Below are 13038 nucleotides of genomic sequence, written 5' to 3' on the forward strand. Positions count from 1 at the left end.
GCGCCACGGACAACCCGTGCGCATCCGGTACAGGATCCCTTCCAGCGTCAGCCGATGTTCCGTCTTGTTGTACACCCGCCCGCTGAGCTGCAGCAGGCTCGATAGCCGGGACCAGTCGGCATCTGTTAACATCAATCTGGGCATGGTCGCCTCAACTCACTGTTTTGTCCGAAAACAATGATAACAGGCACCATGCCCATCCTTAATTAAACCGCAAAGATCAACAGGCCCTAATCACCAATAACCCGTTCAGGTGTCTATAAAAGCCTGTAGCCGATCGGCGACGGTGTCGGGCTGGAGGCAAGAGACGTTGGCTATTTGTAGCGCCTCGTACCCCATGATTGAGCGTTGACGAGCCGTTAACCAGCCCGAAAAAAGCTGATTATGCTTCCTATACTCTTACTGTGCTGGCAGACTTCTACAATGCTGTCTTTCCGCGCCCTGTATTATTGCGGCTTGTGAGTGGCTGGTGTTCCTGCGGTCCTGGCCAGCGTCGACCCGGTGGCGGACAATAAGAGTTTGCGGCGAAACAGAACCAGGACTTTTCCCTGATCAGGGATTAGGGAAAAGATAACGCACGAGCCTACGGTGTGCTGAATCCCGCAGGGTATGCCACCGCCATACCTACCATATCGGCAAATGTGGCCGGGTTGTCGCCATAGACCGCAGCTGGAACACAGCGCGTTAGCATCTCTGGGGAGATACATGGAATTTCTGGACACCACGCTCATCGATACCGGAACCGCTTCTTTGACGGTCGGCCAGATGCTGTTGGCCCTGTCGGCTGTCATAGCTGGTTTCGTGGTGGCACGAGTCGTCGAACGGCTGGTCGTGGGCCGCCTGCGCGGGTCGGCCATGGGGCCCGACGTGCTGCAGCTGGTGCGGCGTCTACTGTTCTACGGACTGATGACCATGGTGGTGCTGGGTGCCCTGGCCATTCTGGGAATTCCGCTTACTGCCTTCGCGTTCGTGTCCGGCGCCATTGCCATCGGTGTAGGTTTCGGTGCCAAGAACATTTTCAACAACTTCATCAGCGGCTGGATTCTCATGGGCGAGCGGCCCATCCGCATCGGCGACTTTATCGAATTCGAGCACGTCAACGGACGGGTGGAAGCCATCAACAATCGTTCGACCCGCATCCGCCGGGTAGACGGCGTACACATGTTGGTTCCCAACAGCACTTTGCTGGAAAGCACCGTCATCAACTGGACGCTGGTGGACCGGCGCTTTCGTACAACGGTTCGGGTCGGGGTTGCCTACGGTTCTCCGGTCAGAGTGGTACATGACCTGCTGTTGAAAGCCTGTGAAGAGCACCCTGAAGTGTTGAGTGATCCAGCCCCGATGGCTTATTTCGAGGACTTCGGCGACAACGCCCTGGTATTCGATGTCTATTTCTGGCTGGAAGCCGGCTCAGAAGGCGGGGCACGCGGTGTGCGTAGTGACATTCGCTTCGCCATCGAGGAGGCTTTTGGCGAGCACGGTATCGTCGTGGCGTTTCCCCAGCGGGATATCCACGTGGATGGCACCCTGATGCTGGATCGACGTTCTCCGGAATGACGACATTGAATCCATGGGAGCCGACTACGGCTGGCGATAGATACGCCGAAGGGTTTGCGGATTGCAATCCGCTCGCACAAAGGCAAGCGTTGCCAATCATCGTTTACTAATCACCAGTCACCAACAGGGCGGGTTGCGCGCTGTTGGTCAATGCCATGGATATTCCGGTTTGCGCATTGCGTGGTCGAAATGCCAGCAAGGGGAATAAGAGGAGCGGCGTGTAGTCAGGTTTCGAGAAAAGTCCGTAGCCGTTTGGCGACAGTATCGGGCTGGTCGGCGTGCAGCCAGTGGCCGGCATTGGCTATTGCCTCGATGCCGGCCTGCGGGAACAGTCGCCGTATGGCTTCGTGGTGTTCGGGCAGGACGTAGTCGGAGTCGGCGCCATGCAGGAACAGCGTCGGACCGTCCCAGGCGGGTTCGTCGTCGGGGAAATCGGTCAAAGTCTGGCGCTGCTTGAGCAGCACGTCGAGGTTCACGCGCCAGCGAAAGCCGTCGTCGCTGCGGCTGAGATTCTGTAGCAGGAAGGCGCGCAGGCGGCTGTTGGCCACGCCCTGTTGTGCCAGCCAGTCGTCGGCATCGTTGCGGTTGGTAATTTCAGTCAACGGCATTTGTTCGAGTGTCTGCAAGAGCTCGCCGAGGAATTCGCGGTAGGACACCGGCGCCATGTCCAGTACCGCCAGCCGGATGGCTCTTTCAGGATGCAGCAGCGTTGTGGCCATGACCGCCTTGCCACCGAGGCTATGGCCGATAAGCGTGGCTTTCTCAATCCCGTGTCGGTCCAGCAGGGCGATGAGATCGGCGGCCAGGGCCGGGTAATCCATGACCGGGCTGTGCGGCGAGCGGCCGTGGTTGCGCAGGTCCGGCGTCAGCACGCGATGCCGGTTGGCCAGTGCCTGGGCCAGCGGCTGCAGGTTGCGGCCGTTGCCGAGCAAACCGTGGACCAGTACAACCGCCGGGCCGCTGCCGGTATCGCCGCACGCAAGTTCGAGCGCCGTGGTCATATGGGGGTCATGCGGTGCGCAGACCGAGGTGATCGAGATCCGCGTCGATGCCGGGCATGAGTTCGTAGTCGTGCAGCCGGAGAGGATCGGCCCAGGCGTAGTCGGTGTGTTCAGCATCGAGCGTGATGGTGCCGCCGAGCCAGCGATACAGGAACAGGTGCGCCTCGATGCGGCCGCCGTAGTGGCGATCGCGAAACGGGCCCGCGCAACGCTGCAGTTCCACCTGATGATTTTCGCCGATTTCCTCGCGCAGTTCGCGCCAGGCCGTTTCCTGTGGCGATTCGTTGTCCTCGATATGGCCACCGGGGAAGCCCCAGCGGTTCGGGTTGAAGTCGCGGTGTGCTGAACGCTTGACCAGCAGCAGGGCGTCGTCGGCGTTCTGCACGATGCAGATGGCGTAGCGGGTGTCGATGGCCATTGGGTTGATTGGTTAACTGGTTAATTAGTGATTAGCGCCCTTGACTAGTGGCAGCGCCATGCTATGCAGATTCAATCACCAGTCACCGACTTAATCACTTATTTCTGCGCGGTAAATACAGATCCGTGATTGTACCCTCGAAGGCCTCGGCGGCGAAGCCGATGGTTTCCGAGAGTGTCGGGTGTGGGTGTATGGTCAGGGCGAGGTCGCGGGCATCGGCGCCCATTTCGATCGCCAGCACGCCCTCGGCGATCAGATCGCCGGCGTGCGGTCCGGTCATGCCGATGCCGAGCACACACTGGGTCTGTTTATCGAACAGGATTTTCGTCATGCCCTCGTCGCGGCCGAGACCGAGCGCGCGGCCGCTGGCGGCCCAGGGGAACACGCCCTTATCGTAGTCGATGCCTTGTTGCTTCGCTGCAGTTTCGGTCAGTCCCGCCCAGGCGACTTCCGGGTCGGTGTAGGCCAACGCCGGTATCACGCGATCCTCGAAGCCACTTTTTTCGCCGCAGGCGACCTCGGCGGCGACCTTGCCCTCGTGACTGGCCTTGTGTGCGAGTAATGGTTCGCCGTTGATGTCACCGATGGCGAAGATGTGCGGGATGTTGCTGCGCATCTGGTCATCGACTGGAATGAAGCCACGTTCGTCGACGCGCACACCGGCGCGATCGGCGGCGATGCGATCGCCGTTCGGTTGCCGGCCGATGGCAATCAGCATCGCGTCGAAGTCGTCACTGGCCGGTGCCTTGTCGCCATCGAATGACACGCTTAACGTGTTCCTGGTCATCTCAACCGCGGTGATCGTCGTGTTCAGGTGAATGGCCTCGTAGCGGGGTTTGATGCGTTTCAGCAGCGGCCGCACCAGGTCACTGTCGACACCCGGCATGAGTTGATCCTGCATCTCGACCACGCTGACTCTCGAACCGAACGCGTCGTAGATCGTCGCCATCTCCAGGCCGATGATACCGCCGCCGACGACCAGCAGTTTCTCCGGGATCGCGTCGAGTGCGAGCGCGCCGGTCGAATCCATGATGCGCGGGTCATCGTGATCCGGTTTCAGGATGAGCTCCGGCAACGTGGTCGCACGCGCGCCGGCGGCAATGATCGCCTGGTCAAAACTGATATCGTGGCTTTCGTCGTTATGCTCGACCGTGACCGAGTGTGGCGAGCTGAAACGCGCCGTGCCCTGAACTACTGCGACACCGCGTTGTTCGGCCATTTTCGCCAGGCCGTCGGTGAGTTTCTTCACGACGCTTTCGCTGAAGGCGTGAATCGAGCGGGCGTCGGGATGAATGTTTTGTAGGTCGATACCGAGATCGATGCCGTGCTCGCCGAGTTCCCCGACTTCGGCGATGACCCGGGCGATGTGCAGCAATGCCTTGGACGGAATGCAGCCGACGTTGAGACAGACGCCGCCGAGTACCGGGTAGCGTTCGACCAGCGTGACGCGCTTGCCGAGATCGGCGGCGCGAAAGGCGGCGGTGTAGCCGCCGGGGCCGGCGCCGAGTACGAGCAGTTCGGTCTGTTCAGTGTTCATCAAAGCAGTATGTGACGAATATCGGTGAGCACCGTGCGCAGTTCCTCGGTGAAACGCGCCCCGGCGACGCCGTCGATGACGCGGTGATCGTAGGACAGCGCGAACGGCAGCAGCAGTCGCGGCACGAAGCTGCCGTTGTCATGCACCGGCTGCATGGTCGCGCGCGAGACGCCGAGTATGGCGACCTCCGGCGTATTCACGATCGGTGTGAAGTACGAGCCGCCGACGCCGCCAAGGCTGGAGATCGTGAAACAGCCGCCCTCGATGTCGTCGCGCTTGAGCTGGTTATTGCGTGCGCGTTCGCTCTTGTCGCCGATCTCGCGCGCCAGTTCGAACAGGCCTTTCTGATCGACGTCGCGGATGACCGGCACGACCAGGCCATCGTCCGTGTTGACTGCGACGCCGATGTGGAAGTACTGCTTGAGGATTAGCTCCTCGCCGCTGGCCGCCAGCGAGGCGTTGAACTCGGGGTATTTTTCCAGTACCACGACCACCGCCTTCAACAGGAAGCTGATTAGCGTCAGTTTGACGTCGTGTTGCTCGGCTTCCTCGAGCTTCGAATGGCGGAAGGCTTCCAGGTCGGTGATGTCCGCCTTGTTAAACTGCGTGACCTGCGGCACGCTCAGCCAGCTGCGCTGCAGGTGCTGGCCGGTGAGCCGGCGCAGCCGGCTCAGGGGCCTGTTTTCCACCGGGCCGAACTTTGAGAAGTCGACTGCCGGGATCTCGGGCAGGGCGAAACCACCGCTGGCGCCGAAATCGCGGTTGCCGGACATCACCGCCTTGGTGAACGCCTTGACGTCCTCCTTGGTGATGCGGCCCTTGCGGCCGCTGCCGCGCACCTGGGCGAGCTCGACGCCGAGCTCGCGTGCCAGACGTCTTACTGTCGGACTGGCGTGGGCCCTTGCGGACGCGTTATCCCGGGTCTGGCTGCCACTGGGCAGTCCGGCCGGTGGTTGACCTGGTGCCCGGGGATCGGTTGTTGGCTCCGCAGGTGCTATATCGGCCGCCGGCGTGTTGTCCGTGGCAGCTTCATTTTCAACTGTTTCAGACTTGGCAGTGTCCGGTTGTTCCTGTTCGCCTGCGGTTGCAGCCCGTGTGTCCGGTTCCCCTGTTCCTGTTGATTCGGTGCCAGTTTGTTCGGCGGCTTCAATGGCGAGAATGTCGGTGCCCTCGGAGACCTTGTCACCGGCCTTGATGAAGACCTCGCTGACCTTGCCGGCGGCCGGCGAGGGGATATCCATGCTCGCCTTGTGGCTTTCGATCGTGACCAGTGGCGTTTCATGCTCGATCTGATCGCCGGTTTTGACCAGTACCTCGATCACCTCGACTTCGCTGAAGTCACCGATGTCGGGTACCTTTATGGTTGTGGTTTCAGTCATGATTTCATTGCATGGAAAACAGATTATAACCCGCGATTATGGTTAGCCGAACGCCGACTGAGCCAGCTATTACCAGATGAAATTCCTGTCACCAATTACCGTTCACCAGTCACCAATCACACCGTCACCGGATTCGGTTTGTCCGGATCGATATCGTATTTCTTGATCGCCTCGCTGACCCTGGCAACCTCGATTTGTCCTTCATCGGCCAGTGCCTTGAGTGCGGCGACAACGATGTGGTAGCGATTGACCTCGAAGAATTCACGCAGTTTGGTGCGCGAGTCGCTGCGGCCGAAGCCGTCCGTGCCAAGCGTGACGTAGTGGCGCGGCACGAACTCGCGGATCTGATCGGCGACGGCCTTGATGTAATCACTGGCGGCGATGACCGGTCCGGTGGTATCGGCCAGCTGCTGTTCGACGTAGCTGCGGCGCGGTGCTGCCTCCGGGTTCAGTCGGTTCCAGCGCGTGCAATCAAGGCCGTCGCGGCGCAGCTCGTTGAAGCTGGTCGCGCTCCAGACATCGGCGGCGACGTCGAAATCATTCGTCAGTAATTCGGCGGCGGCGATTGCTTCGCGCAGGATGGTGCCGGCACCGAGCAGCTGTACCCGCCTGTCGCCCTGCTTGCCGGTCTGCAGCCGGTACAGTCCCCTGATGATGCCGCCCTCGACGCCGTCGGGCAGCGGCGGGTGGTGGTAGTTCTCGTTCATCAGGGTGATGTAGTAGTAGACGTCCTCGCAGTCGACGAACATGCGCTGCATGCCGTGATGAATGATCACCGCCAGTTCGTAGGCAAATGTCGGGTCGTAGCTGATGCAGTTGGGCACTGTCGAGGCGAGCAGGTGACTGTGGCCGTCCTGGTGCTGCAGGCCCTCGCCGGCCAGGGTGGTGCGGCCGGCAGTACCGCCGAGCAGGAAACCGCGCGCCCGACTGTCGCCGGCGGCCCAGCACAGGTCGCCGACGCGCTGGAAGCCGAACATCGAATAGAAAATGAAGAACGGCACCATCTGCAGGCCGTGTGTACGGTAGGCGGTGGCGGCGGCCAGCCAGGACGATATCGAGCCGGCCTCGGTGATGCCTTCCTCGAGGATCTGGCCCTTTTGATCCTCGCGATAATACATGACCTGGTCGTGGTCGACCGGCTCGTACAGCTGGCCGACGGCCGAGTAGATCCCCAGCGAACGGAACAGGCCTTCCATGCCGAAAGTGCGCGCCTCGTCCGGTATGATTGGCACGATGCGGTCACCGAGGTGTTCATCCTTGACCAGGATGTTGAGCAGGCGCACGAACGCCATGGTCGTCGAGATGTCGCGATCCCCCGAGCCGGCGAGCAGTTTGTCGAACGCCGACAGTGCCGGAATCTGCAACGGTTCGGCGTGCGGCCAGCGGCGGAAGTAGGCGCCGCCGAGTTCCGCGCGCCGGGCCTTGATGTATTGCACTTCCTCGCTGTCGTCATCAGGCCGGTAGAACGGCGCTTCGCCGATGTCTTCGTCGCTGATGGGGATGTTGAAGCGGTCGCGGAATTTCTTCAGCGCCGCTTCGTCCATCTTCTTCTGCTGGTGGGTGATGTTCTGGCCCTCGCCGGCTTCGCCCATGCCGTAGCCCTTGACCGTCTTGGCGAGGATGACGGTGGGCTGGCCCTGGTGGCGGACCGCCTCGGCGTAGGCGGCGTAGACCTTGTGCGGGTCGTGACCGCCGCGGTTCAGGCGCCAGATGTCCTCGTCGGTCATGTTCGCGACCATGGCCTTGAGTTCCGGGTACTTGCCGAAGAAGTGTTCGCGCACGTAGTCGCCGCTGTGTGCCTTGTAGGCCTGGTATTCGCCGTCGACACATTCCTCCATACGCTGCTGCAGACGGCCGTGCGTGTCGCGCGCAATCAGCGGATCCCAGTAGGAGCCCCAGATCACCTTGATGACGTTCCAGCCGGCGCCGAGGAAGTCGCCCTCGAGTTCCTGAATGATTTTGCCGTTGCCGCGCACCGGTCCGTCGAGACGCTGCAGATTGCAATTGACGACGAAGATCAGGTTGTCGAGCTTTTCACGCGCGGCGAGGCCAATTGCGCCCAGCGATTCCGGCTCGTCCATCTCGCCGTCGCCGACGAATGCCCAGACCTTGCGGGTCTGTTTTTCGATCAGGCCGCGGTTTTCCAGATAACGCATGAAGCGCGCCTGGTAGATCGCCATGATCGGTGACAGACCCATGGACACGGTCGGGAATTGCCAGTAGTCCGGCATCAGCCACGGATGCGGATACGATGACAGGCCGCCGCCGTCGACTTCCTCGCGAAAGCGCTGCAGCTGTTCGGCGCCCAGTTCGCCGCCGATGTAGGAACGCGCGTAGATGCCCGGCGCCGAGTGGCCCTGGATGTAGGCGAGATCGGGCAGGCGGTCGTCAGTCGGCGCGTGCAGGAAATGATTCATCAATACATCATAAAGCGTCGCCGACGACGCGAAGCTGGCGATGTGGCCGCCGAGTTCCGGATTGCGGCGGTTGGCCTGTACCACCATGGCCAGCGCATTCCAGCGGATCAGCGAGCGGATGCGCCATTCGATGGCCGGGTCGCCGGGCGAACGTGCCTCGCGTGACGGCGGGATGGTATTGACGTAGGCGGTATTGGCGTAGAAGGGCAGGTAGGCGCCGCTGCGGCGGGCTTTCTCGACCAGACGTTCAAGCAGGAAGTGGGCACGCTCCAGACTGTCGCTGGCCATGACCGCATCCAGGGATTCCAGCCACTCGCGCGTCTCCTGCGGGTCGACGTCGTCCGGGTCTTGCGGTGCTGAAGCTTGATCGTCGTCGGTCATGACACGGCTCTTTTCCCTGGCAGCGGCTACCTGCAACGGCGGACCGTAAGGCTACTATGACACCGTACGGACGCCCGGCACAAGCCCTGGCTCAGCCGGATAAGTCCTTTTATATCAGCGGTTTATATCACCGGTAAGCGATAGATAGAAAAAATTGAAATTATTTAGACAATCAATTTGAGCTATTAATGCAAATGACTATCATTTCCATATCCCAAGGAGATACGGACATGATTAAGACCCTGACATTCGCAGCCGTACATATGAGCGTCGCCTTCTCGGTGGTCTATCTGACCACGGGCAATCTCGCGCTCGGCGGCGCCGTCGCACTGATCGAGCCGCTGTGCAACACGGTCGCGTACTTCTTGCACGAGAAGGTCTGGGAACGTGTTCGTCGGCAACGGGATGCACTGAAACGGAACCTGTTGGGCGAGTACAGTGCATCTTGAATATCAGCGCCTGAGAAAACATTGCGCTATTGATGTGATGATTCGTTAAGTCATCGTCTCTTGTTCGGGTCCGGCTTCAGGTAAACTGGTGCCAATAACAGGAGCCCGGCCAGCACATGGATTTTCTCAATCAGCTCATCTTTATCGGTGCGGTACTGCTGTTTACCAGCATCGTCGCCAGTTCGGCGGCCTCGCGCTTCGGTGTACCGTTGCTGCTGGTCTTCCTGGCACTGGGCATGCTGGCCGGTGAAGACGGTTTTGGCGGCGTCAATTTTGACAACTATGCCACTGCCTACCTGATCAGCACGATCGCGCTCGCCGTCATCCTGTTCGACGGCGGTATGCGCACATCGATCAAGAGCTTTCGAGTCGGTCTGCGACCGGCGCTGTCACTGGCGACGGTTGGCGTGCTCATCACCGCCGTGGTAACCGGGTTGTTCACCAGTTATATCCTCGGTCTGCACTGGATGCAGGGTTTGCTGCTGGGGGCCATCGTCGGTTCCACCGATGCCGCCGCGGTGTTTTCACTGCTGCACAGCCATGGCCTGCAACTGAAAGAGCGTGTTGGTGCCACGCTGGAGATCGAGTCCGGCATCAATGATCCGATGGCCGTGTTTCTGACCATCATCCTGATCGAAATGATCAGTGCCGGCGAAGTCGCGCCCGGATGGTGGCTGGCCGGTGCCTTTGCCTGGCAGATGGGACTCGGTGCCCTGTTGGGTATCGCCGGCGGTTATCTGTTACTGGCCATCATCAATCGTCTGACCCTGGCGCTGGGCATGTATCCGCTGCTGGTGCTGGCCGGCGGCCTGATGGTGTATGGCCTAACCAATGTGCTCGGCGGCAGCGGTTACCTGGCCATTTATCTCACCGGTCTGCTGCTCGGCAATCAGCCGATGCACTCGCGTCAGAACATTCTGCGGGTTCATGACGGTATGGCCTGGCTGAGCCAGATCGTTCTGTTCGTCCTGCTGGGGTTGCTGGCGAGCCCGTCAGCAATTGTCGCCGACGCCATTCCGGCGATCAGCGCCGCGCTGGTGCTGATTTTTGTTGCCCGGCCGTTGGCGACGCTGGTTTGCCTGGCGCCGTTTCGCATGCCATGGCGCGAGATGCTGTTTATCGCCTGGACCGGTCTGCGCGGCGCGGTGCCGATCATTCTGGCGATATTCCCGTTGCTGGCCGGCCTCGACGGTGCCCAGCACTACTTCAATATCGCTTTCTTTGTCGTGGTGGCCTCGCTGACACTGCAGGGTTGGACTCTGGCGCCGCTGTCGCGGTTGCTCAGGCTACAGGTACCGCCGAAACCGGCACCGGTGCAGCGTGTGGAGCTCGATATTCCGGTGGCCTCCGGTTACGAACTGGTGACTTATCACCTGAAGGAAGTAACACCGGTGGTTGGCAAACCGCTGAAGCAGCTGCGCTTGCCCGAAGGCAGCCGGCTGGTGGGTGTACTGCGTGATAGCAGCTTTCTGCAAAGCGATGGCGAGATGCGGCTGGCGCAGAACGATGGTGTTTACATCGTCTGTCATGAACACACGCTGGAACAGTTGAACAAGCTGTTTGCTGCCGAGGCCACGCCGGCGCAGCTGGATGACCGCGGCTTCTTCGGCGAATTCGTGCTCGATGGTCAGGCGACGCTGAGTGATGTGGCCATGATGTATGGCCTGCAGATTCCGGCGGAGTTACAGAGCCGGACGCTGGCTGAACACCTTACCGGCAGTATGCGCAACCGGCCGGTGGTGGGTGACCGCGTGCGCCTCGACAAGGTGCAGCTGGTGGTCCGCGAAATGGACGATGGCCGCGTTGCCCGGGTCGGTATCAGCCTGCATGACTAGCTGAGTCTGACTGACGCTTGCATGGGCCGGGCAATGGCGGGCTACACTGGTTATCAAACAAACAGGAAACACAATCATGCGAAACCGGAACAAATGGCACCGCAACAAGGCCTCCGGAAAAATCGGACGTGACCACCACCGGCTGGCGCTTCACAAACCACCGGTTGGCGCATCGCCCGGTACGCTGGTTCAGGCCGGTGAGGCAAATGCGGTTAGTATTGTCCTCACTGCCTATAGTGAGCACGAACTGGCCGAGCAAGAAATCGATCGACTAGAGCAGTTACGCGACTGGATGGACTTCAAGGGCGTGGTCTGGGTTGACGTCAGGGGCGTAACTGACCTCGATGCACTGCGGCAGATCGCCGATCTTTTCGAACTACACCCTTTGGTGCTGGAAGACATTGCCCACGTGCACCAGCGTCCGAAGCTGGAAAGCTACCCCGATCACCTGTTCGTTGTTACTCGCATACCGAACGTGAACGAAGGTACCTTGACAGAACAGGTTTCCTTACTGTTGGGCAACCACTTTATCATTACTTTCCAGGAACGGGTCGGTGACTGTTTCGACAATGTGCGTCAGCGGATACGCACCGCCAAGGGCCGCATTCGTTGTTCCGGGTCGGACTATCTAGCCTACGCCCTGATCGATGCAGCCACTGATGCCTACTTTCCGCTGCTTGAGAGCTATGCCGACAACCTCGATGTCCTGGAAAATACCGTTATGCGTTCGGCCGAACGCTTGCCGATCGAGCGCCTGCATGCACTCAAGCGAGATTTGTCAGAATTGCGCCGGGCCATCTGGCCGCAGCGTGACATGCTGGGTATGCTGCAACGTGATGACAGTGGCCTGATCGGCGACGATCTACATACTTACTTGCGCGACTGTCAGGATCATTCGCTGCAATTGCTGGACATCATCGAGACCTGCCGTGAAACGGCCGGTTCGCTGATGGAGCTTTACCTGTCCAGCATCAATCTGCGTATGAACGAGACCATGAAGGTCCTCACCATGATCGCTACGATCTTTATTCCATTGAGCTTTATTGCCAGCGTCTACGGCATGAATTTCGACGGCTCAAACTCGCCATTTAATATGCCGGAACTCGGGTGGTACTACGGTTATCTGGCCGTGTTGCTGCTGATGCTGTCAGTCTTTGCCGGTTTTCTGGTCTTCTTTATCCGCCGTGGCTGGATTGGCGGACAGCGCCGGTCGGATCAAGATTCCGGCTGACTGACGTTTATAACCTTAAGTTCGGGTGTGTCCCAGCTGCCATTGCCGGGAGAGGATGTAGCAGCCCCAGGCGATGGCCAGCAGGATGAGTACACTGCCAATGCCGTCGAAGACATGGGCAATCTGATGGTCGTATTCGATCATGCCCAGGTCCAGCAGGATGTTTTCCCAGTCATGCATGCCCGGCTTGTCCGCGCCGGTGCCGCCGCCGAGCAACGGCAGTTCCAGTGCGCGGGCGTCGTTGATGTACGGCGCACAGTCCATGAAACTCTGGCCCAGCCACCATAGCCCGAGCGCTGCGGCGAACGGGTCCCGCTGTGCGAACAGCATGACCGCCATGACGATCGTCGGCATCAGCAACTGGCCCAGCGTGCCGCCGAGCGTGGTGATGAAGTGACTGCCGAAGATCATGAAAATGACATGGCCGGCCTCGTGGAAGACCAGATTAATGGCGTGCATGAACGACTGGCCGATGGCGTTGCTCTCGAAGTCCAGCGAAATGAAATAGGCACCCCAGACGCTGAAGGCCAGCAGTAAAAGCACGCGGCCCCAGAAGCTGATAGCATCGCGCGGTGTATCGACTGTGAAGAGCAGCTGCTGCAGTTCCACGGCGGTTGCGGCCAGGCGACCGCCGCTGTCGGGTTCGGTATCGAAATTGGCGGCACGCGGTTGTTCTGCCTGAGCGTATTGCTGTTTCAGCCACTTGCTGAAGATCAGGCCGCAGGCCGGACAGGTATCGGTATGGTGGTCATCCGCGGGACTGCGTTGATGACCGCATTTGGGGCATGTCTGGTACATGCGCTGGCCGTTTACGGGTTGGGTTTGAGCGGTGT

Annotated in this window: 11 protein-coding genes; 4 read left to right on the plus strand and 7 right to left on the minus strand. The window is 60.2% G+C overall.

The features are described from left to right. On the minus strand, positions 1 to 144 hold a 144-nt coding region (locus tag J2T55_RS04165), incomplete at its 3' end, for a transposase (RefSeq protein WP_259054621.1). A gap of 561 nt (positions 145 to 705) precedes the next feature. Between J2T55_RS04165 and J2T55_RS04170 the strand changes: the two genes are divergently transcribed. Beyond that, positions 706 to 1557, plus strand: coding sequence for a mechanosensitive ion channel family protein (locus J2T55_RS04170; protein WP_259054436.1), 852 nt, complete (start codon positions 706 to 708; stop codon positions 1555 to 1557). 224 nt (positions 1558 to 1781) lie between these two features. On the opposite strand, the gene J2T55_RS04175 is transcribed toward J2T55_RS04170, so the two are convergent. The 5 genes from J2T55_RS04175 to aceE all read right to left on the minus strand — a co-directional run bounded on the left by J2T55_RS04175 (position 1782) and on the right by aceE (position 8690). Beyond that, the gene (locus tag J2T55_RS04175; protein WP_259054437.1) at positions 1782 to 2558 is read right to left on the minus strand and encodes an alpha/beta fold hydrolase; all 777 of its coding nucleotides are present in this window, start codon (positions 2556 to 2558) and stop codon (positions 1782 to 1784) included. A gap of 7 nt (positions 2559 to 2565) precedes the next feature. Next, a complete protein-coding gene (locus J2T55_RS04180) occupies positions 2566 to 2976 on the minus strand; it encodes an NUDIX hydrolase (RefSeq protein ID WP_259054438.1) in 411 nt (136 codons plus the stop codon). 94 nt (positions 2977 to 3070) lie between these two features. Next, positions 3071 to 4513: a dihydrolipoyl dehydrogenase gene (gene lpdA, locus J2T55_RS04185; RefSeq protein ID WP_259054439.1), complete on the minus strand. Its 1443-nt coding sequence runs from the start codon at positions 4511 to 4513 to the stop codon at positions 3071 to 3073. Continuing rightward, positions 4513 to 5892: a 2-oxo acid dehydrogenase subunit E2 gene (locus J2T55_RS04190; protein ID WP_259054440.1), complete on the minus strand. Its 1380-nt coding sequence runs from the start codon at positions 5890 to 5892 to the stop codon at positions 4513 to 4515. Before J2T55_RS04190 ends, lpdA begins: the two co-directional genes overlap by 1 nt. A gap of 116 nt (positions 5893 to 6008) precedes the next feature. Beyond that, positions 6009 to 8690, minus strand: a complete 2682-nt coding sequence (gene aceE / locus J2T55_RS04195; RefSeq protein ID WP_259054441.1) for a pyruvate dehydrogenase (acetyl-transferring), homodimeric type — start codon at positions 8688 to 8690, stop codon at positions 6009 to 6011. 230 nt (positions 8691 to 8920) lie between these two features. Here aceE and J2T55_RS04200 point away from each other — a divergent pair, with 230 nt between their 5' ends. The 3 genes from J2T55_RS04200 to corA all read left to right on the plus strand — a co-directional run bounded on the left by J2T55_RS04200 (position 8921) and on the right by corA (position 12205). Next, positions 8921 to 9139, plus strand: a complete 219-nt coding sequence (locus J2T55_RS04200; RefSeq protein WP_259054442.1) for a DUF2061 domain-containing protein — start codon at positions 8921 to 8923, stop codon at positions 9137 to 9139. A 116-nt stretch (positions 9140 to 9255) separates the two neighbouring features. Further along, complete coding sequence (locus J2T55_RS04205) at positions 9256 to 10974, plus strand: potassium/proton antiporter (protein ID WP_259054443.1); 1719 nt, start codon at positions 9256 to 9258, stop codon at positions 10972 to 10974. 76 nt (positions 10975 to 11050) lie between these two features. Beyond that, the gene (gene corA / locus J2T55_RS04210) at positions 11051 to 12205 is read left to right on the plus strand and encodes a magnesium/cobalt transporter CorA (protein ID WP_259054444.1); all 1155 of its coding nucleotides are present in this window, start codon (positions 11051 to 11053) and stop codon (positions 12203 to 12205) included. A gap of 15 nt (positions 12206 to 12220) precedes the next feature. Here corA and J2T55_RS04215 read toward each other — a convergent pair whose 3' ends face one another. Further along, positions 12221 to 13003, minus strand: coding sequence for a zinc ribbon domain-containing protein (locus J2T55_RS04215; RefSeq protein WP_259054445.1), 783 nt, complete (start codon positions 13001 to 13003; stop codon positions 12221 to 12223). Positions 13004 to 13038 lie beyond the last annotated feature (35 nt).

The organism is Methylohalomonas lacus (assembly GCF_024808875.1).
GTDB classification, from domain to species: domain Bacteria; phylum Pseudomonadota; class Gammaproteobacteria; order Methylohalomonadales; family Methylohalomonadaceae; genus Methylohalomonas; species Methylohalomonas lacus.